The sequence below is a fragment of the Trujillonella endophytica genome (assembly GCF_900110555.1).
Classification (GTDB): domain Bacteria; phylum Actinomycetota; class Actinomycetes; order Mycobacteriales; family Geodermatophilaceae; genus Trujillonella; species Trujillonella endophytica.
The window spans coordinates 161,431-181,472 of sequence record NZ_FOEE01000006.1 but is presented as its reverse complement, the minus strand read 5'-3'; the positions used below and the strand labels follow the sequence as shown (position 1 = coordinate 181,472).

Annotated in this window: 12 protein-coding genes; 5 read left to right on the top strand and 7 right to left on the bottom strand. The window is 73.7% G+C overall.

All coding sequences use genetic code 11. The annotated features are described in order from the left end of the window. Window positions 1-44 precede the first annotated feature (44 nt). From BMY88_RS11465 to BMY88_RS11455, 3 genes are read left to right on the top strand one after another with little or no spacing between them, the layout of a single operon-like run. Window positions 45-1,250: an acetyl-CoA C-acetyltransferase gene (locus BMY88_RS11465; RefSeq protein ID WP_091943205.1), complete on the top strand. Its 1,206-nt coding sequence runs from the start codon at window positions 45-47 to the stop codon at window positions 1,248-1,250. Next, the gene (gene meaB, locus BMY88_RS11460) at window positions 1,247-2,281 is read left to right on the top strand and encodes a methylmalonyl Co-A mutase-associated GTPase MeaB (RefSeq protein WP_091943203.1); all 1,035 of its coding nucleotides are present in this window, start codon (window positions 1,247-1,249) and stop codon (window positions 2,279-2,281) included. Before BMY88_RS11465 ends, meaB begins: the two co-directional genes overlap by 4 nt. 23 nt (window positions 2,282-2,304) lie before the next feature. Then, the gene (locus tag BMY88_RS11455; protein WP_091943201.1) at window positions 2,305-3,780 is read left to right on the top strand and encodes a phytoene desaturase family protein; all 1,476 of its coding nucleotides are present in this window, start codon (window positions 2,305-2,307) and stop codon (window positions 3,778-3,780) included. 36 nt (window positions 3,781-3,816) lie between these two features. On the opposite strand, the gene BMY88_RS11450 is transcribed toward BMY88_RS11455, so the two are convergent. Further along, window positions 3,817-4,734, bottom strand: a complete 918-nt coding sequence (locus tag BMY88_RS11450) for a type IV toxin-antitoxin system AbiEi family antitoxin (RefSeq protein ID WP_091943199.1) — start codon at window positions 4,732-4,734, stop codon at window positions 3,817-3,819. Between the two features lie 224 nt (window positions 4,735-4,958). Here BMY88_RS11450 and BMY88_RS11445 point away from each other — a divergent pair, with 224 nt between their 5' ends. Next, the gene (locus tag BMY88_RS11445; protein WP_091943197.1) at window positions 4,959-5,936 is read left to right on the top strand and encodes a tetratricopeptide repeat protein; all 978 of its coding nucleotides are present in this window, start codon (window positions 4,959-4,961) and stop codon (window positions 5,934-5,936) included. 95 nt (window positions 5,937-6,031) lie between these two features. Here BMY88_RS11445 and BMY88_RS23840 read toward each other — a convergent pair whose 3' ends face one another. The 6 genes from BMY88_RS23840 to BMY88_RS11415 form a co-directional block, all read right to left on the bottom strand. After that, a complete protein-coding gene (locus BMY88_RS23840; RefSeq protein ID WP_170861075.1) occupies window positions 6,032-7,417 on the bottom strand; it encodes a neutral zinc metallopeptidase in 1,386 nt (461 codons plus the stop codon). Window positions 7,418-7,466: 49 nt separating this feature from the next. Beyond that, window positions 7,467-8,876, bottom strand: a complete 1,410-nt coding sequence (locus BMY88_RS11435) for a neutral zinc metallopeptidase (RefSeq protein WP_091943195.1) — start codon at window positions 8,874-8,876, stop codon at window positions 7,467-7,469. A 150-nt stretch (window positions 8,877-9,026) separates the two neighbouring features. Further along, complete coding sequence (glgB, locus tag BMY88_RS11430) at window positions 9,027-11,951, bottom strand: 1,4-alpha-glucan branching protein GlgB (protein ID WP_211435603.1); 2,925 nt, start codon at window positions 11,949-11,951, stop codon at window positions 9,027-9,029. Window positions 11,952-12,000: 49 nt separating this feature from the next. Next, window positions 12,001-13,371, bottom strand: a complete 1,371-nt coding sequence (locus BMY88_RS11425) for a maltokinase N-terminal cap-like domain-containing protein (RefSeq protein WP_091943192.1) — start codon at window positions 13,369-13,371, stop codon at window positions 12,001-12,003. Continuing rightward, a complete protein-coding gene (gene treS / locus BMY88_RS11420) occupies window positions 13,368-15,182 on the bottom strand; it encodes a maltose alpha-D-glucosyltransferase (RefSeq protein ID WP_091943189.1) in 1,815 nt (604 codons plus the stop codon). The genes BMY88_RS11425 and treS overlap by 4 nt, the downstream gene beginning before the upstream one ends. A gap of 65 nt (window positions 15,183-15,247) precedes the next feature. Further along, window positions 15,248-17,254 carry an alpha-1,4-glucan--maltose-1-phosphate maltosyltransferase gene (locus tag BMY88_RS11415; protein WP_091943425.1) on the bottom strand — a complete coding sequence of 669 codons (2,007 nt, stop codon included), beginning with the start codon at window positions 17,252-17,254 and terminating at the stop codon, window positions 15,248-15,250. A gap of 127 nt (window positions 17,255-17,381) precedes the next feature. Here BMY88_RS11415 and glgP point away from each other — a divergent pair, with 127 nt between their 5' ends. Continuing rightward, a complete protein-coding gene (gene glgP, locus BMY88_RS11410) occupies window positions 17,382-19,931 on the top strand; it encodes an alpha-glucan family phosphorylase (RefSeq protein ID WP_091943187.1) in 2,550 nt (849 codons plus the stop codon). Window positions 19,932-20,042 lie beyond the last annotated feature (111 nt).

Below are 20,042 nucleotides of genomic sequence, written 5' to 3'. Positions count from 1 at the left end.
GCCCGGTCGCCAACGTCGGCGTCCGGCGTTACCTGGAGGCCCGCATGAGCCAGTCCACCCAGCCCCGCTCGGTCATCGTCAGCGGCGCGCGCACCCCCATGGGCCGGCTGCTCGGCTCGCTCAAGGACTTCTCCGCCGCCGACCTCGGGGGCGTGGCCATCAAGGCGGCGCTGGAGCGGGGCGGCATCAGCGGCGACCAGGTCGACTACGTGATCATGGGCCAGGTCATCCTGGCGGGCACCGGCCAGAACCCGGCGCGCCGGGCAGCCGTCGCCGGCGGGATCCCGCTGACCGTGCCGTCGTTCACGCTGAACAAGGTGTGCCTGTCGGGCGTCGACGCGATCGCCCTGGCCGACCAGCTGATCCGCGCGGGCGAGCACGAGATCGTCGTCGCCGGCGGCATGGAGTCGATGACGCAGGCGCCGCACCTGCTGCTCGACGGCCGGACCGGGACCAAGTTCGGCGACACCACGCTCGTCGACTCCATGACCTACGACGGCCTGTCCGACAGCTTCGACCAGGTCGCGATGGGGGCCCTCACCGAGCAGGCGAACGCCCGGTACGGGCTGACCCGCGAGGAGCAGGACGAGTTCGCCGCCGCCAGCCACCAGAAGGCCGCCCGCGCGGCCAAGAACGGTGTCTTCGACGAGGAGATCACCCCGGTCCTCATCCCGCAGCGCAAGGGTGACCCCATCGAGTTCCGCGAGGACGAGGGCATCCGGGCCGACACGACGGTGGAGAGTCTGGCCAGGCTCAAGCCCGCCTTCGCCAAGGACGGCACGATCACCGCGGGGTCGGCCTCGCAGATCTCCGACGGCGCCTGCGCGGTCGTTGTCATGAGCGCGGCGAAGGCCGCGGAGCTGGGGCTGACCGTCCTCGCCGAGATCGGCGCGAACGGCGTCGTCGCCGGCCCCGACACGACCCTGCAGAGCCAGCCGTCGCGGGCCATCCAGCAGGCCTGCGCCAAGGAGGGCATCGACCCGAAGGACCTCGACCTCGTCGAGCTCAACGAGGCCTTCGCCGCCGTCGGCATCGTGTCCACCCGCGAGCTCGGCATCGACCCGGAGAAGGTGAACCCCAACGGGGGTGCCATCGCGCTCGGCCACCCGGTGGGCATGAGCGGCGCGCGGATCGTGCTCGACCTCGTCCTGGAGCTGCGCCGCCGCGGCGGCGGCGTCGGTGCCGCGGCGCTGTGCGGCGGCGGTGGGCAGGGCGAGGCGCTGATCCTGCACGTGCCCGCCAAGGCGTGACGGAGGCCGATCTCGCCTCGACGGCGGTCCAGCCGCCCGGCCCCGCCGCCCCCTCGGGGCGGCGGGGCCGGCGCGCCGTCGACGTCCCGGCGCTGGTCGAGGGCGCGCGGTCGGGCGACCCGCGCTCGGTCGCCCGGCTGATCTCCCTGGTCGAGGACGCGAGCCCGGTGCTGCGGGAGGTCGCCGCGGCGCTGGCCCCGCACACCGGCAACGCCCGCGTGATCGGCCTGACCGGGGCCCCGGGCGTGGGCAAGTCGACGACGACGACGGCGCTGGTGCGAGCGTTCCGCGCGCGCGACCGGCGCGTCGGCGTGCTCGCGGTCGACCCCTCGTCGCCGTTCTCCGGCGGCGCGCTGCTCGGAGACCGCGTGCGCATGCAGGACCACGCCGGCGACCGCGGCGTCTACATCCGGTCGATGGCCTCCCGCGGGCACCTCGGCGGGCTGGCCTGGGCGACGCCGCAGGCGCTGCGGGTGCTCGACGCCGCCGGCTGCGACGTCGTCCTGATCGAGACCGTCGGCGTGGGGCAGTCCGAGCTGGAGATCGCCTCGCTGGCCGACACCACGCTGGTTCTCCTCGCGCCGGGGATGGGCGACGGCATCCAGGCGGCCAAGGCGGGGATCCTGGAGATCGCCGACGTCTTCGTGGTCAACAAGGCCGACCGGGACGGCGCGGGGCAGACCGCGCGGGACCTGCGGGCGATGCAGTCCCTCGGCGGCCGGCACGACCTGCCCGGGGGGTGGCGGCCGCCGATCTGCCGGACCGTCGCCAGCCGCGACACCGACAACGGCGTCGACGAGGTGCTGGCGCAGCTGGACCGGCACGCCGAGTGGCTCGAGACCTCCGGCGAGGGGCGGCGCCGGCGCACCGAGCGGGCGGCGCGGGAGATCGAGGCCATCGCGCTCGCCGGCCTGCGCGCGCGAATGGGCGACGTCGGCGGCTCGGCGGCGCTGGACGCGCTCGCGGCGCGGGTCGTGGCGGGGGAGACCGATCCCTTCGCCGCCGCGGACCGGTTGCTCGCGCAGCTCTGACCCCGCTCGGCCAGGATGGGGCGGTGACAGGCAAGCCGGACGCCGTCGTCGTCGGAGCGGGACCCAACGGGCTGGCGGCCGCGCTGCGGCTGTCGGCCGCCGGGCTGCGCGTGCAGCTGGTCGAGCGGGCCGACCGCCCCGGGGGCGGCATGCGGACCGAGGAGCTGATCCGCTCGGGCGTGCACCACGACGTCTGCTCGACGGTGCAGCCCATGGCGGCGGCCTCGCCCTTCTTCCGCGAGTTCGACCTGCCCAGCCGCGGGGTCCGGCTGGTCCACCCCGAGGTCGCCTACGCCCATCCGCTGGACGGCGGCCGGGCCGCGGTCGCCCGCCGGTCGCTGGAGGAGACCGCCGCGGGGCTCGGGGCCGACGCCGCGGCCTACCGCCGGCTGTTCGAGCCGCTGGTCGAGCACGGGGACGACGTCGTCGACTTCTTCCTGTCCAGCCGCCTGCGCCGGCTGCCGACCCGCAGCCCGGTCCAGGTCGCGCGCTTCGGGCTCACCGGGCTGCCCAACGTCCGCTGGCTCGCCCGGCGGAACTTCGACACCGAGGAGGGGCAGGCCCTCCTGGCCGGCGCGGCGGCGCACGGCATGCTCGACCTGGCCCGGCCGCTGACCTCGGCGCTGGGCATGCTGCTCGGGATGCTGGCCCACCACGTCGGCTGGCCGCTGATCGAGGGCGGGTCGCAGCGGTTGGCCGACGCGATGGTGCGGGCGTTCGAGGAGCAGGGCGGCGAGCTGGTCACCGGGCACGAGGTCACCGACCTGCGCGAGTTCGAGGGCGTGCCGGCGGTGCTGCTGGACACCGCGCCGCGGGCCTTCGTCCGGATGGCCGGTGACCGGGTGCCGGACGGCTACCGCCGCTGGGTGTCGCGCTACAAGCACGGTCCCGGCGTCTTCAAGGTCGACTGGGTGCTGTCGGAGCCGGTGCCGTGGGCCAACGCCGACGTCCGGCGGGCCGGGACGATCCACGTGGCCGGGAATCTCGCCGAGACGATCGCGGGGGAGGACGGGCCGGCGCACGGCCGGCCGGCCGAGAAGCCGTACGTCCTGGCCGTCCAGCCCACGGTCGTCGACCCGACGCGGGCGCCCGGCGGCGAGCACGTGTTCTGGGCCTACGTGCACGTCCCGCACGGCTCCGACGTCGACATGACCGAGGCCATCGAGGCGCAGATCGAGCGCTTCGCCCCGGGGTTCCGCGACACGATCGTGGCCCGGGCGACCAAGGACGCGCGGCAGATGGAGGAGTGGAACCCCAACCACGTCGGCGGGGACATCTCCAACGGCGAGGCGTCGCTGCGCCAGATGCTGGCCCGGCCGGTGCCGCGCTGGAACACCTACAAGACGCCGATCGAGGGCACCTACCTCGCCTCGGCGGCCACCCCGCCCGGACCCGCGGTGCACGGCATGTGCGGCGACAACGCCGCCCGGCTGGCGCTGCGCGAGGTGTTCGGGCTGCGGCACGTCCCGGCGCTGCGCCCGGCCCCGATAGCGCGCTGATCCGGCGCTGGGCCGCCGGGATGCGCATCGTGGCGGTCACGGCGCGGTCGGAGACCGCCGCCGTGCGTATCCGGACGCCTGGAGGGCGGCCGCCACCCGGGCGATCAGCGCGACCGGGTCGGCGAGGTCCGCAGCCGTGACGAAGAGAACGGTCCAGCCGGCGGCCGTGAGGGCGTTGAGCCGACGGCGGTCGCGCCCGACGTTCTGCGGCGCTCCGTGCCAGATGCCCTCGTACTCCAGCGCGAGCTTCGCCTCCGGCCACGCGAAGTCGACCCTCGCGACGAACCGGCTCTCGGCGTCCCGGACGACGTACTGGGCGGTCGGCCGGGGGAGAGGGGCCGCGTGCAGCAGCAGGCGGGTGCGGGTCTCCTGCGGGGACTCCGCCAGGCCGTCGGCGCGGGCGACCGCCGCCCGGACGCGCCGGCAGCCCGGCCCGGTCAGCGTCTCCGCCGCCGCACGAGCCTCCTCGAGCGTCACCCGCCGGGACTGCTGCAGGAAGCGGTCCACGCAGACGACGGCCTCCTCCGGCGGTTCGATTCGGGCGAGGTCGAGCGCCGTGCGCAGCGGCGTCGTCACGCGGACGCCGTCCCGGCTGGTGACGTCCTGGGCAGGGAGCGCCCGGCGGGTCAGCCGCACGCCCTGCACCGCGCCGCCGCGGCAGGTCGCGTCGACCGTGCACTCGACGTCGTCGTAGGCGCCGGCGAGGTCGACTCCCCACAGGGCCGCCGCGCTCCTCCCGGACACCACCGCCGCGGGGACGAGGAGTCGTGCCGCGGCCCGAGCCCGCAGGCGGTGGTCGACGGTCAGGGAGGAGCAGGCGTAGACGTCGGGGAAGACCCGGCGCCAGGCGGAGCTGCGCAGCCGGCCACGGGTCAGCCGGCCCGAGGCGAGAGCGTCGGAGCCGCGGAACACCTTCCCCGTGAGGGCGGCCGGACGCGTGGGAGGGCGAGGCATCCGGGCACTCTGTCGCGCCGCGGGCGGGCACGAGCGGTTGTCCACAGGGCGGGCGGGGCGGTCCGCGCGATCGCGTAGCCACCCTCATGCGCCGGACGGTGGCTATGGCCAGGGTGGTGACCGCCGCGTGCCGCATGGGGGTCGGGGATCCCTCGCTCGGGCCGGTGACCGCCTGAGCAGGGCACCCGCCGACGTCGCCGCCGCCGGGGTGGGATCATCGGGGCATGCAGCCTTCCCGCCCCGGACGTCCCGACCCGCGCGCGCAGGCCCAGCAGGCTCAGCTGGCCGCCGCCATGTCCGGCGCCGTCGACCTCGCCGCCGTCAAGGCGCGCTCCGAGGCCGCCGCCCGCGCCCAGGCCGCGCCGCCGCCGAGCGCCGCCGTCCCCGCGGGCGCACCGGGCGCGGCCGTCATCGACGTCACCGAGGAGACCTTCCAGAGCGAGGTGCTCGACCGCTCGTTCCAGGTGCCCGTCGTGCTGGACCTGTGGGCCGAGTGGTGCGGGCCGTGCAAGCAGCTGTCCCCGGTCCTCGAGCGGCTGGCCGCGGAGGGCGGCGGCTCGTGGGTGCTGGCCAAGGTCGACGTCGACGCCAACCCGGCGCTCGCCCAGGGCCTGCGGGTCCAGGGCATCCCCGCCGTCAAGGCGGTGTGGCAGGGGCAGCTCGTCGCCGAGTTCACCGGGGCGATCCCCGAGGACCAGGCCCGGCAGTTCGTCGGCGAGCTCGTGCGCGCGACCACCGGCGGGGCCGTTCCCGCGGACGGCGCCGACGGCGTGGAGCAGGAGCAGGAGGCGGAGGACCCGCGGCTCGACGCCGCCGAGGCCGCGCTCGAGCAGGGTGACCTGGCCGGGGCCGAGGCCGCGTACCAGGCGATCCTGGACGTCGAGCCCGACCACCCGGTCGCCGGCCTCGCGCTGCGCCAGGTGCAGCTCTTCCAGCGCGCCGACGCAGCCGGGCCCGACGCGCTCGCGCTCGCCGACGCCGCTCCCGACGACGTCGCCGCGCAGACGCGGGCCGCGGACTTCCTGCTCGGCACCGGGGACGTCGAGGGTGCGTTCGCCCGGCTGGTCGACACCGTCCGGCGCACCGCCGGCGAGGACCGCGACGCCGCCCGCAAGCACCTCGTCGAGCTGTTCGCGGTCGTCGGCGACGAGGACCCGCGGGTGGCCGCCGCCCGCCGCCAGCTGATGATCGCCCTCTACTAGATCGCCGTCCTCACCGGAGCGTCGCCGTCCGCGCGACGGACAGCGCGGACGGCGACCACGGCGCAACGGTCGCGATCATGCCGCGGGCCCGCCGGTCAGGCCCCCACGTCGCAGGCCGCCGCGCCCTCCAGAAAGCCGGCGCGGAACAGGTCGACGAGCTCGAAGCCGGACAGGTCGACGTCGGGCAGCACCGCGGGGTCGCCGGCGCGGGTGAGCAGGAACTGCACGCTCTCGTCGACGTCACCGGGGGAGATCACGATGTCGGTCAGCGCGCCGTCGGCGACCGCGGCGGCGTACCAGCCGGTCAGGCAGATCGCCGACCGCGCGGCGTCCTCGCCGTCGACCGGGAGCCCCAGCTGGCCCCGGGCGGCGAGCGCGTAGGGCACGGAGACTGCGGTGAGCACCGCGAAGTCACCGATCTCCTCGTACAGCGGCAGCGCGAGGTCGCGCTCGTCGTAGCCGACCAGGCCCTCGTCGGGGCAGGCCACGAGGTCGAGCTCGTCGTCGGGCGCGCAGCCGGGCGGGCTGCCCGAGAAGGGCTCCAGGTCCGGCGGGTCGAACCGGCCGCCGAGCACCTCGTCGAACGCGCGGGTCCAGAACTCCGGCAGTGACGCCGCCACGAGCTGCTCGACCGTCGGGTAGGGCGCGTCGCCGCCCCGGGCGAGGTCGAGGTCGCTGGTGAACTCCGACTGGGTGAAGGGCCGGCCGGGGCCGAAGCCGTCGCGGCACGCCTCCGGGCCGGCGTCGAAGCCCTCCTGGAACGCCGAGACCCGGTCGAAGAACGACCCGTGGGCCTCCTCCTGCCCGGCCCCGGTGCCGACCGGGTCGCGCAGCTGCAGGTAGCCGCCGAGCACCTCGTCCAGCTCCGCCTCGCGGATCTGCGAGTGCGCCGCCTCGCCCGCCGCCACCCATGCCGTCCAGGCGCCGGCCAGGCAGTCGGCCTGGGTCTCGGTCGCGATCGACGTCCGCGGGTACCCGACCCGGGCCTGGAGCGCGTGGCCGTACTCGTGCGCCATCACCAGCGCCGGGAGGAAGCGGCCGGAGCCGTCGGCGAGGTCGGCCAGGAACGCGCGGTCCCAGCTGATCGCGTCCGAGTGCGCGACGCCCTCGGCCCGGCAGTAGAAGGCGTTGCCCTCGACGTCGCGGGGATCGGAGCCGCAGCCGACGCCGTCCGGGTACACGGAGGGGTCGACGTCGTCGGGGTCCACGCTGAAGAAGCCACCCGCCGGCGGCTCGAACGGGACGCCGAAGACGTCGGGCAGCTGCTCGGCCCAGAACGTGCCGAGGTCGGCGAGCGCGTTGGTGGCGATGCGGTCCACCGGGCCGCCGTCGGTGCCGACGACGGTGACCTCCCCGTCGGGGGCGTCCGGCGGAGGCGTGTCGGCCGACCGGGGCGCGCCGCCGACGGTGACGACGCACCCGGACAGGAGCACGCCGCCCAGCACGGCGGCGAGCAGGCCCCGGAAACGGCGACGTCCCACCGCCGCGGGGTGCCCGCGGCGGTGGGACGGCAACCGTGCGTCGTGCCGGCTAGGCCTGGACGTCGCAGACGTCGGCGCCCGGACCCTGGAGGAAGCCGGCCCGGAAGGCGCCGACCAGTTCGAAGCCCGTGGCGGACACGTTGGGCAGCACGCTCTCCGTCTGGCCGTAGGTGAGCAGGAACGTGATCGCCTCGTCGACGTCGCCGGGGCTCAGGGTGGCGCCGTTCTCGCTCTCCTCGAAGTCACCGTTGAAGAACGACGCGGTGTAGGCGCCGGCCAGGCAGACGGTCGCGGTGGTGTCGTCGGCCGACCGGCCCAGGTGCGCGCGCACGGCCTGCGCGAAGGGCAAGGCGTAGGCGGTCGCGACGGCGAAGTCGCCGATCTCGTTGTAGGCCCCCTCGAGCAGGTCCTCGGCGACGTAGATCGTGTTGTCGTCCTCGCACCAGCCCAGGGCTCGCTCCTCCTCGCCCATCACGCCGCAGTCGGGGGTGGAGCCGTCGAAGCTGAGCGTGGGCGCCTCGAAGCCGTCCACCCACGAGTCGAAGTAGACCGGCAGGGTGCCGTCGATGATGGCGGGGACGTCCTCGATGGGTGCGTTGCCCTCGTTCTCCTCGTCGATCTGACCCTGCTCGTCGGATCCGAACTCGTCGACGGTGAAGACCCGGGCGCCCTCCGCGTAGTTGTCGCGGCAGGCGGCGATGCCGGCGTCGTAGCCCTCGTAGAAGGCCGACGCGCGGTCGAAACCGGAGCCGTGCGCACCCTGGACGTTGACGTCGGTCAGGCCGACGGGGTCTCGGAGCTCGATGAAGCCGGTGAGCACCGGGTCGAGGTCGGCGACCCGCACGGTGGTGTGCTCGGCGTTGCCGTCGGCCACCCACCGGGTGAAGGCGCCGGCGAAGCAGTCGGCCTGCGTCTCGTTGTAGATGGTGACGTCGCTGAAGCCGGCGCGGCCCGCGGGCTCGTCGATCGGCCCCTGCACCAGGTGCCCGAACTCGTGCGCCATGATCGCCGGGTTGATGTAGGCGCCGAACTGCTCCATCTGCGTGAGGATGAACGCGCGGTCGTAGGCGACGATGTCGCAGCCCCGGTGGTAGAAGGCGTTCATCTCCACCTCGGCCGGATCGATCGGGTACTCGTCGCACCCGAGTCCGGTGTCGGACGGGTAGAGGCTGTAGTCGATGTCGTCGACGTCGACCGACGAGGTGGGCCCCTGCAGGGGGAGGAAGTCCTCGCCGTAGTACTCCGGGAACGCCTCCGCCCAGAAGGTGTTGAGGTCGGCGAACGCGTTCCGGGCGAGCCGGTCGACGTCGTTGTCGGCGGCACCGACGATCGGGAACTCCTCGGCGCTCACGTCGGTGGCCGGGGGGTTCGCCGAGCCGGCGACGCTGGTGGTACAGCCGGTGAGCAGCGTGCTGCCCACCGCTGCCGCGACGAGCGCGCGGCGCGAGACCTGCCTCATGGACCGTTGTTCCTCGTCTGCTGGGGGGCGCCACCGGTTCCGGCGGCCGTTCGAGAGCCGGCACATGATGCCCGGTCTCCGTCCGTCGTGGTGCCGAATCGCGCGCGCGTCGTCCGAGCGGAGGACGAGGTGTCGCCCGGGCGGTGCCCCCTACTCGTGCAGCAGCCAGACGGTGCCCAGCGGCGGAGCGGACAGGGTCGCCGAGAACGGCTGGCCGTGCCAGGGCTGCTCCTCGGCCACCACGACCCCGGCGTTGCCGACCCCCGAGCCGCCGTATCCCTCGGCGTCGCTGTTGAACACCTCGCGCCAGGTGCCCCCGCGGGGGAGCCCGATCCGGTAGCCGTGGTGCGGCTCGCCGGCGAAGTTGGCGACGACGGCCAGCGCCTGCCCCAGCTCGGGCGCGCCGGCGCCGTCGTCCGGGCTCGACGCCTGCCGGGGCTTGCCGAAGCGGAGGAAGCTGAGCACGTTGCCCGGCGCGTCGTTGGCGTCGATCCACTGGAAGCCGGCCGGGTCCACGTCCAGCGACCACAGCGCCTCGAGCTCCCGGTAGCGGGCGTTGAGGTCGGTCACCAGTTGCAGGATCCCGCGGTGCGCCGGGTCGTCGAGGTGCCACCAGTCCAGCGACCGGCTCTCGGCCCACTCGGAGTCCTGCCCGAACTCCGACCCCATGAACAGCAGCTGCTTGCCCGGGTGGGACCACATGAAGGCCAGGTAGCCGCGCAGGTTGGCCAGCTGCTGCCAGCGGTCACCGGGCATCTTCCGCAGCAGCGAGCCCTTGCCGTACACGACCTCGTCGTGGCTGATGGGCAGCAGGTAGTTCTCCGAGTAGGCGTAGACCATCGAGAACGTCATCTGGCCGTGGTGGTAGCTGCGGTGCACCGGCTGCTTGCTCATGTACTCGAGCGAGTCGTGCATCCAGCCCATGTTCCACTTGAACCCGAAGCCCAGACCGCCCAGGTAGGTGGGGCGGGTGACGCCCGGCCAGGCGGTCGACTCCTCCGCGATCGTGACCACACCCGGCACCTCGCGGTAGACGGTGGCGTTCATCTCCTGCAGGAACGCCACGGCCTCGAGGTTCTCGCGCCCGCCGTGCACGTTCGGCGCCCACTGGCCCTCTTCGCGGGAGTAGTCCAGGTAGAGCATCGAGGCGACGGCGTCCACGCGGATGCCGTCGACGTGGAACTCCTTGCACCAGAACAGGGCGTTGGCCACGAGGAAGTTGCGCACCTCGGCCCGGCCGAAGTCGAACACGTAGGTGCCCCAGTCGGGCTGCTCCCCGCGGCGGGGGTCGGCGTGCTCGTACAGCGGCGTGCCGTCGAAGCGGGCCAGCGCCCAGGCGTCCTTGGGGAAGTGCGCCGGCACCCAGTCGACGATGACCCCGATGCCGGCCTGGTGCGCCCGGTCGACCAGGTAGCGGAAGTCGTCGGGACCGCCGAAGCGCGAGGTGGGCGCGTAGTAGCTGGTCACCTGGTAGCCCCAGGAGCCGCCGAAGGGGTGCTCGGCGACCGGCATGCACTCGATGTGGGTGAAGCCGGCGGCGGAGACGTAGTCGATCAGCTCGTCGGCGAGCCGGCGGTAGGACAGGCCCTGCCGCCAGGAGCCGAGGTGCACCTCGTAGACGCTCATCGGCCGCTCGTGCCAGTTGCCGGCCGCGCGGTCGGTCAGCCACTCCTCGTCGTCCCACTCGTGGGTGGACTCGGCGACGACCGAGGCGTTCAGCGGCGGCACCTCCGTGGCGAAGGCGAGCGGGTCGGACTTCTCCCGCCAGCTGCCGTCGGCCCCGAGGACGTGGTAGCGGTACCGGGTGCCCACCTGCACGCCCGGGACGAAGATCTCCCAGACGCCGGAGGAGCCCAGCGAGCGCATCGGGTAGGCGCGCGCCTCCCAGTAGTCGAAGTCGCCGGTCACCTTGACGCCGCGGGCGTTGGGCGCCCACACCGCGAAGGAGACGCCCTCGACGCGGCCGCGGGGGGTGTCATAGCGGCGGACGTGCGCCCCGAGGACCTCCCAGAGCCGCTCGTGCCGGCCCTCGCGGAGCAGGTGCTGGTCCAGCTCGCCGACCGTCGGCAGCCACCGGTAGGGGTCGTCGACGGTGAAGGCGGCGGTCCCGCCGGCGCCGTCGGGGTAGGCGACCTCGATCCGGTAGTCACCGGGCTGGGAGGGCAGCAGCGCCTCGTGGATGCCGCCGCCGTGCAGCTGGCGGGCCTCGTAGCGGCTGCCGTCCTCGTCGACGACGGCGACGGAGACCGCGTCGGGCCGCAGCGTGCGGACGGCCCACCCGTCGCCGGCGCGGTGGGCGCCGAGCACGGCGTGCGGGTCGTGCGACCAGCCCTCGACGACGGCGCGCAGGTCGTCGCCGGAGACCTCGCGACCGAGGTCGGCGGCCGCCGCGACGGCGCCGGCCGCGATGACGTCCTCCGCGGGCGGGACCGTGGCCGGCACCTCGGGCGCGGGGGCTTCGGCGGGCGCCTGTGGCGTGCCGGGCGTGGCCGGGTCGGGGTCGGGGGACACCGGCCGGCCGGCGGGAGCCCCGGACGGCGAGCCGGGCTCGGCGATCGGCGCGGGGGCGACCACCGGGGCGGCGGTGCCACCCAGATCGGCCACGGCGTCGGTCTGGGGCTCGTGGATGGCCGCCGGTGAGCCGGAGGCGGCCTTCGTTCGCGGCGCCCGCCTGGCCGGGGCCTTCTTCGCGGGGGCGGCCGCGCCGCCGGTGCCCGGGGCGTTCTGCGCCGAGACGTCCGCCGGGTCGACCGCGGGCTCGACCTCGACGACCGCGCCCTGCGCCGCCACGGCCTTCTTCGCGGCCTTGCGCGGTGCGCGCTTCGCCGGGGCGCCGTCCTCGCCCCCGGGTGCCGCCGCCCGCTTCGCCGCGGGTGCCTTCTTCGCGGCGGGGGCCTTCTTCGCCGCCGCGCGCTTGCGGGTCGGGGCCGCGTTGACGACCGGCTCGTGCTCCGCAGCCCGGGCCTCCTCGGCCATCTGGTCCACCGCTCGCTGGAGGTCCTCCCGGGTGGCCGGGGCCTCGGCGGAGTCGGGGATGTTCGGGTCGGCGCCGGGGGTGTCGCTGGGGGAGGTCATCGCGTCGTCCTCTTCGTTTCCGTGGGGCGTCGGGCTGCGGTCCGGCGGATCAGCCGGCCGCGGCGAGCCGGGAGAGCGACTGCAGCGGGATCATCAGCCAGTGCGGGCGGTTGCGCGCCTCGTAGAGGCACTCGTAGACGGCCTTGTCGGCCTCGAAGGCGCGCAGGACGGGGGAGTCGGCGCACGGATCGAGCGCGCCGGCGGCGGAGTAGCCGGCGCAGAAGGCGCTGCGGTTGCGCTCGGCCCACTCGTGCGCCCGGTAGGCGCGCTGGGTGTCCTCGGGCTGCTCGACCAGCATGTGCCGGGCGGCGTAGTCGAAGCTGCGGAGCATGCCCGCGACGTCGCGCATCGGGCTGTCCAGCTGCCGCCGGGCGGCCAGCGGCCGGGCCGGCTCGCCCTCGAAGTCGAGGATGATCCACCCGGTGGCGGTGCGCAGCACCTGGCCGAGGTGCAGGTCGCCGTGCACCCGCTGGCGGTGCACCGGCTCGTCGCTGTCGGCCAGCCGGGCGTAGAGCCGGCGCAGGCCCTCGGCGTGCTCCTCCAGTTGCGGCACCGCCGGCAGCGCCGCCTCCAGCCGGCCGGTCATCTCCTGGGCCGCGGCGGCGAACCACGCGCGGTCGGCGGGCTCGGTCGGCAGCACCCGCGCGAGGTCGGTGTGCACCGAGGCCGTCGCCGCGCCCAGCCGCTCGCTGTCGGCGGCGAAGTCGCCGCCGACCTCGTCGGCGTGCAGGTCGCCCTCGGCGTACAGGTCGCGCACGCTCGCGGTGGCCAGCCGCCAGCCGTCGCTGGCGTTGGGGACGAACGTCTGCAGCATCGCCACGGTGGCCGGGTCGTGCGACGGGTCGCGGTCGAGGATCTCGATGTGCCCGAGCAGCGGCGCGATGTGCACGTTGCCGGTCTCCCGCAGCGCGGCGTGGATCTCCACGTCGGGGTTCAGCCCGGGCTCCAGCCGGCGGAACAGCTTGAAGATCGCCTCCTGGCCGTAGACCAGCGAGGTGTTGCTCTGCTCGGTGGAGACGATGTCGCCGGGCACCCCCTCGGGGATGGGCGCGACCCCGGCCGGGTGGAAGTGCATGGGCCCGACGGTGTCGGCCGCGATCAGGTGCTCCAGCCACGGCGGGGTGGCGTCGCGGTCCCGCATCGCGTCGTAGGCGTAGTTCTCCCGGTCACCGCCGGACACCGCACCGACGAACGCCGAGGAGAGCTCCTCCACGACGTGGTCGCGCCAGGACAGCGGCACGAGGTAGGTGTCGCCGCCGCCGTCGGCGTAGGTGATGTGCACGCGGTGCACCGAGAGCACCGGCCCGGAGCGGTCGAGGAAGAAGCCCTCCTCCTCGACGGCGGCCCACTCCCGGCCCTTGCCCCCGAACCACCGCTGGTGCGGCATCCACTCCCGCAGGATGTCGGCGAGTGCGCTCATCGCTCCCCTCCAGGGGTCGACTCGTCGTCGGTGGGGCCGACCACGCCGGCGGCGAGCAGGGAGTCGGCGACCGCGCTGCTCGCGGCGGCCTCCTGCTCCTCGGTCACCGGCTCGACCGGCTCGGCGGCCGGCTTGGCGAGCTCGAACCAGTAGAAGCCGTGCCCGGCCAGGGTGAGCATGTAGGGCAGGACGCCGATCTGCGGGAACTCGACCCGGCCGGTGAGCTCGATCGGGGTGTAGCCCTCGAACCGGCGGAGGTCCAGCTCCACCGGCTGCGGGAACCGGGAGAGGTTGTTGACGCAGAGCACGACGTCGTCGCCGAACTCGCGCACGAACGACAGCACCGTGGGGTTGCGCGAGCCGATCTCGGCGAAGCTGCCCAGCCCGAAGGTCGGGTGCTGGCCGCGGACCCGGAGCATCTCCCGGATCCAGTGCAGCAGCGAGGTCGTGTTGCGCAGTTGGGACTCGACGTTGGTGACCTGGTAGCCGTAGACCGGGTCCTGGTTGAGGGGCAGGTACATCCGCTGCGGGTCGGCGGTGGAGAACCCGCCGTTGCGGTCCGGCGTCCACTGCATCGGCGTCCGGACGCCGTCGCGGTCGCCCAGCCAGATGTTGTCGCCCATCCCGATCTCGTCGCCGTAGTAGAGGACGGGGGACCCGGGGAGGCTCAGCAGCAGGGCGTTGAACAGCTCGAGGGTGTCGATGTCGTTGTCCAGCAGCGGCGCCAGCCGGCGGCGGATGCCGATGTTGGCCTTCATGCGCGGGTCCTTCGCGTACTCACCCCACATGTAGTCCCGCTCCTCGTCGGTGACCATCTCGAGGGTCAGCTCGTCGTGGTTGCGGAGGAAGACGCCCCACTGGCAGTTGTCAGGGATGTCCGGCGTCTGGGCCATGATCTCCGAGATCGGGAAGCGCTGCTCGCGGCGGACGGCCATGAACAACCGCGGCATCACCGGGAAGTGGAAGGCCATCTGGCACTCGTCGCCGTCCTCGCCGAAGTACTCGACGACGTCGGCCGGCCACTGGTTGGCCTCGCACAGCAGGACCCGGTCGGGGTAGCCGGCGTCGACGAACTTGCGGACCTCCTTGAGCAGCTCGTGGGTCTTCGGCAGGTTCTCGCAGTTGGTCCCCTCCTCCTCGAAGAGGTAGGGCACCGCGTCGAGCCGGAAGCCGTCGATGCCGAGCTCCAGCCAGAACTTCAGCGCGTCGAGGATCGCCTCGACGACCTTCGGGTTCTCGAAGTTCAGGTCGGGCTGGTGGGAGAAGAACCGGTGCCAGAAGTACTGCCTGCGCACCGGGTCGAACGTCCAGTTCGAGGACTCGGTGTCGACGAAGATGATCCGCGCCTCGGGGTAGCCGCTGTCGTCGTCGGCCCACACGTAGAAGTCCCCGTAGGGCCCCTCGGGGTCGCTGCGGCTGGCCTGGAACCACGGGTGCTGGTCCGAGGTGTGGTTCATGACGAAGTCGATGATCACGCGCATGCCGCGGGAGTGGGCGGCGCCGAGGAACTCCTTGAAGTCCTCGATGTCGCCGAACTCCGGGAGCACCGCGGTGTAGTCGCTGACGTCGTACCCGCCGTCGCGCAGCGGCGAGGCGAAGAACGGCGGCAGCCACAGGCAGTCGACGCCGAGCCACTGCAGGTAGTCCAGCTTGTCGATCATGCCGCGCAGGTCGCCCACGCCGTCGGCGTTGGAGTCGGCGAAGCCGCGCACGAGGACCTCGTAGAAGACCGCGCGCTTGTACCACTCCGGATCGCTGCCGGGCGGCGGCAGCGCGGAGCGGCGGGGGCTGTCGGGAACGGGAACGGTCATCGAAAGGTGTCGCCCCTCGGTAGTGCCGTGCGGGTGGAGTGGGGAGTGAGTGGGCGGGCCGACGATCAGGGCACCGGCGGTGGCCAGGTCACCGGTCGTGGGAACGACAGCGAGAAGACGTGGGCCGGCTCGTGGTAGGGATCGAGCTCGACGTAGTTGAACTGGCCCCAGTCGTAGGTGGCGCCCGACAGCTCGTCGCGCACGGTGAACCGCTCGTGCCAGTCCAGCCCGAATGCGGCGAGGTCCAGTGCCGTCGTGCCGATCTGCCGGTTGTGGCTCTCCAGCGTGACCACGACCAGGACGGCGTCCTGCGAGCCGGGGTCGGTCTTGGAGAAGCAGAGCAGGTTGGGGTTGTCGATCGGGTGGAACCGCAGCGTGCGCAACTGCTGGAGCGCCGGGTGCGCGCGGCGGATCTCGTTGAGCCGGGTCAGGTAGGGCACCAGGCTGCGCCCCGAGGCCTCGGCGGCGGCGAAGTCGCGCGGGCGCAGCTGGAACTTCTCGGTGTCCAGGTACTCCTCGCTGCCCGGCCGGACGGCGACGTGCTCGAACAGCTCGTACCCGGAGTAGACGCCCCAGGTCGGGCTCATCATCGACGCGAGCACCGCTCGGATCCTGAACATCGGCGGGCCGCCGAACTGCAGCGACGCGTGCAGGATGTCCGGGGTGTTCACGAAGAAGTTGGGCCGCATGTAGTGCGCCGTCGAGGCCAGCGCGCGGCCGTACTCCTCGAGCTCGCCGCGCTCGGTCCGCCAGGTGAAGTACGTGTAGCTCTGCGTGTACCCGACGCGGGCGAGCTGGTGCATCATCGCCGGCCGGGTGAAGGCCTCGGCGAGGAAGAGCACGTCCGGGTGGCTGCGCTTGACGTCCCAGATCAGCCAGTGCCAGAAGTTCAGCGGCTTGGTGTGCGGGTTGTCGACGCGGAAGATCTTCACCCCGGCGTCGATCCACACCTGGAGCACCCGGCGGCACTCGGCGTAGATGCCCTCGGGGTCGTTGTCGAAGTTGACCGGGTAGATGTCCTGGTACTTCTTCGGCGGGTTCTCCGCGTAGGCGATCGTCCCGTCCGGCCGGGTGGTGAACCACTCCGGGTGACTGGCGACCCAGGGGTGGTCGGGCGCGGCCTGCAGCGCAAAGTCCAGCGCCACCTCCATGCCCAGCTCGCGCGTGCGGTCCACGAAGGCGCGGAAGTCCTCCATCGTGCCCAGCTGCGGATGCACGGCGTCGTGGCCGCCGTCGGCCGAGCCGATGGCCCACGGCGAGCCGACGTCGTCCGGCTCGGGGGTCAGCGTGTTGTTGCGGCCCTTGCGGTTGACCGTGCCGATCGGGTGGATCGGGGGCAGGTAGACGACGTCGAAGCCCATCTCGGCGACGGCGGGCAGCCGGTCGGCGGCGGTGGTGAACGTGCCGTGGGTCGCGACGCCGCCCACGACCGGCCCCGTCGACCGGGGGAAGAACTCGTACCAGGAGCCGTAGAGCGCCCGCGGCCGGTCGACCCACACCTCGTGGTCGGCCGTGCTGGTGACCAGCTCGCGGACGGGGTGGTCGTGCAGGTAGTCCTGGACGACGGGGGCCAGCGCCGGGGCCACCCGCTCCGGCAGCCCGCGGCCGGCGTCGCGCAGGGCGACCACCGCGTCGGTCAGCCGGTCCCGCCACCCGGCATCGGCCCCGGCCGCGACCTGCTCGATCAGCCGGGCGCCCTCCTCGAGGTCGTTGGCCAGCTCCTCGGGGCCCTGCCCGGCCTCGATCTTCACCTCGACGGCGTGGTGCCAGGTGGCCAGCGGGTCGCTCCACGCCTCGATGCGGAAGGTCCAGCGGCCCTCCCGGTCGGGCACGACCGAGGCCAGCCAGCGGTCGGGTTCCTGGCTGTAGGGCGCCATGCGGGTCAGCGGGCCGGGGTTGCCGTCGGGGTCGACCACGACGACGTCCGCGGCGACGGCGTCGTGACCCTCGCGGAACACGGTCGCGGTGATCGGCACATGCTCGCCGACCACGGCGCGGGCCGAGAAGGACCCGCAGGACACGACGGGGGCGACATCGGTGATGCCGAGACGGAGGTCAGCGCGGCCAGTCATCGCGATCACGCTAGCGAGATCGCGCAGGTCGGGCACGTCGGAGCGGGGAGGCCCACCCGCCCGGGGTGGTCGGTGGGGGTCCGTGCTACGGCCCGCGCCGACCTCCCGACGTCGATAGGGTCGCGACGTGCGTGCTCTCCGTCGATTCACGGTCCGGGCATCGCTCCCCGAGGAGCTGATGCCGCTCGCCCAACTCGTCATGAACCTCCGGTGGTCCTGGCACCCGGACACGCGGGACCTCTTCGAGGCCCTCGACCCCGACCTCTGGCGGACCTGCGGGGGTGACCCGGTCAAGGTGCTCGGCGAGGTGTCGGCGGCGCGGCTGGCGACACTGGCCAAGGACCGCCGCTTCGTCCGCCGGCTGTCCGACGTCGTCGAGGATCTCGACGAGTACCTGACGGCCCCGCACTGGTACCAGTCGCTGGGAGCCGAGGCGCCCGCGTCGATCGCCTACTTCAGCGCGGAGTTCGGCATCACCGAGGTGCTGCCGCAGTACTCCGGTGGCCTCGGCATCCTCGCCGGCGACCACCTCAAGGCCGCCTCCGACCTCGGGGTCCCGCTGATCGGGCTGGGGCTGCTCTACCGGGCCGGCTACTTCGAGCAGGGCCTGTCGGCCGACGGCTGGCAGCTCGAGCACTACCCCGCACTGGACCCGCACGGCCTCCCGGTGAAGCTGCTGCGCCAGCCCGACGGGTCCGCCGTCGTCGTCTCGGTGCCGCTGCCCGAGGGCCGCACGCTGCACGCGCACGTGTGGCGGGCGCAGGTCGGCCGCGTCTCGCTGCTGCTGCTCGACAGCGACATCGAGGAGAACGCGCCGACCGAGCGCGGCGTCACCGACCGGCTCTACGGCGGCGACGAGGACCACCGGCTGCGCCAGGAGATGCTGCTGGGCATCGGCGGCGTCCGGGCGCTGCGGGCCTACTGCCAGCTCACCGGCACCCCCGCGCCCGAGGTCTTCCACGCCAACGAGGGGCACGCCGGGTTCCAGGGGGTCGAGCGGATCCGGGAGCTCACCGAGTCGCACGGGCTGTCGTTCGGCGAGGCCCTGCAGGCCGTGCGCGCCGGCACGGTGTTCACCACCCACACCCCCGTCCCGGCCGGCATCGACCGCTTCCCCCGGGCCCTCATCGAGCGATACTTCGCCGGCTTCGGCGTGCCGCTGGAGCACCTCATCCCGCTCGGGGCCGAGGACGACCCGGCGAAGTTCAACATGGCGCACATGGGCCTGCGGCTGGGGCAGCGGGCCAACGGCGTCAGCCGGCTGCACGGCGAGGTCAGCCGGGGCATGTTCAGCGACCTGTGGCCCGGCTTCGACGAGGCCGACGTGCCGATCGGCTCGATCACCAACGGCGTGCACGCCCCGACGTGGACCGCCCGCGAGCTGGTCGACCTGGGCACCCAGAGCTCCAGCCTGGGCGACCCGAACGAGCGCGAGGAGACCACCTCCTTCGACGGCGTGGACCGGATCAGCGCCGGGGAGCTGTGGAGCATCCGGCGGATGCTGCGCGGCCGGCTGGTCGAGGAGGTCCGGCGCCGGCTGCGGGAGACCGCGCTCTCCCGGGGCGCCACCGAGGCGGAGGTCGGCTGGACAGACGCCGCGTTCGACCCCGACGTCCTCACCATCGGGTTCGCCCGGCGGGTGCCCAGCTACAAGCGCCTCACGCTCATGCTGCGCGACCCGGAGCGGCTCAAGGCCCTGCTCCTGGACGCCGACCGCCCGGTGCAGCTCGTGATCGCCGGCAAGAGCCACCCGGCCGACGACGGAGGCAAGCAGCTGATCCAGCAGATGGTGAAGTTCGCCGACGACCCCGCCGTCCGGCACCGGATCGCGTTCCTGCCCGGCTACGACATCGGCATGGCCCGGTACCTGTACTGGGGGTGCGACGTCTGGCTGAACAACCCGCTGCGGCCGCTGGAGGCATGCGGCACCTCGGGCATGAAGGCGGCGCTCAACGGTGGCCTCAACCTGTCCATCCGCGACGGGTGGTGGGACGAGTGGTTCGACGGCCAGAACGGCTGGGCGATCCCGACCGCCGACGGCGTGGCCGACCCCGACCGCCGGGACGAGGTCGAGGCGCGGGCGATCTACGAGCTGCTGGGCAGCCAGGTGATCCCGCGGTTCTACGAGACCGACCGCGACGGCATCCCCAGCCGCTGGGTGGAGATGGTCCGGCACACGCTGCGCGAGACCGGCCCCAAGGTGCTGGCCACCCGCATGGTCCGCGACTACGTGCAGCGGCTCTACGTGCCGGCCGCGGGCTCCGCCCGCGTCATGGCGGACGGGGGCTACGCACCGGCCCGCGAGGAGTCCGCGTGGCGGGCCCGGGTGCACGAGCGCTGGGGCGCGATCCGGGTCGCGCACGTCGAGGCCACCGGCGCGGGGGACACCCCGGAGATCGGCACGACGCTCGCGCTGCGGGCGGAGGTGGAGCTGCCGGGTCTGGCGCCGGCCGACGTCCAGGTGCAGGCCGCCTACGGACGGGTGGACGACGCCGACGGCCTGCACGACGTCACGACCGTGCCGATGACCCTCGAGCACGCCGACGGGTCCCGGCACTGGTTCACCGCGACCGTCCCGCTGGAGCGGACCGGCGCCTTCGGCTACACCGTCCGGGTGCTGCCGGACTCCGCGCACCTGGCGGACCCGGCCGAGCTCGGGCTGGTCACCTCGGCCTGAGGAGGGGCCGCCGGGCCGCGACGCGGGCCACATCAGCCTCGCCGGTCGCACCACTCCCGCCAGGGACGGGTGCGACCGGCGTGGCGGGGCGGTGGGACCGCCCAGTTCCGT

Bases quoted from the DNA above. Each gene is read 5' to 3' on its own strand.
- BMY88_RS11465 (WP_091943205.1), top strand. From the start codon at position 45: ATGAGCCAGTCCACCCAGCCCCGCTCGGTCATCGTCAGCGGCGCGCGC.
- BMY88_RS11450 (WP_091943199.1), bottom strand. From the start codon at position 4,734: ATGCCTCGCCCTCCCACGCGTCCGGCCGCCCTCACGGGGAAGGTGTTC.
- BMY88_RS11445 (WP_091943197.1), top strand. From the start codon at position 4,959: ATGCAGCCTTCCCGCCCCGGACGTCCCGACCCGCGCGCGCAGGCCCAG.
- BMY88_RS11435 (WP_091943195.1), bottom strand. From the start codon at position 8,876: ATGAGGCAGGTCTCGCGCCGCGCGCTCGTCGCGGCAGCGGTGGGCAGC.
- glgB (WP_211435603.1), bottom strand. From the start codon at position 11,951: ATGACCTCCCCCAGCGACACCCCCGGCGCCGACCCGAACATCCCCGAC.
- BMY88_RS11425 (WP_091943192.1), bottom strand. From the start codon at position 13,371: ATGAGCGCACTCGCCGACATCCTGCGGGAGTGGATGCCGCACCAGCGG.
- treS (WP_091943189.1), bottom strand. From the start codon at position 15,182: ATGACCGTTCCCGTTCCCGACAGCCCCCGCCGCTCCGCGCTGCCGCCG.
- BMY88_RS11415 (WP_091943425.1), bottom strand. From the start codon at position 17,254: ATGACTGGCCGCGCTGACCTCCGTCTCGGCATCACCGATGTCGCCCCC.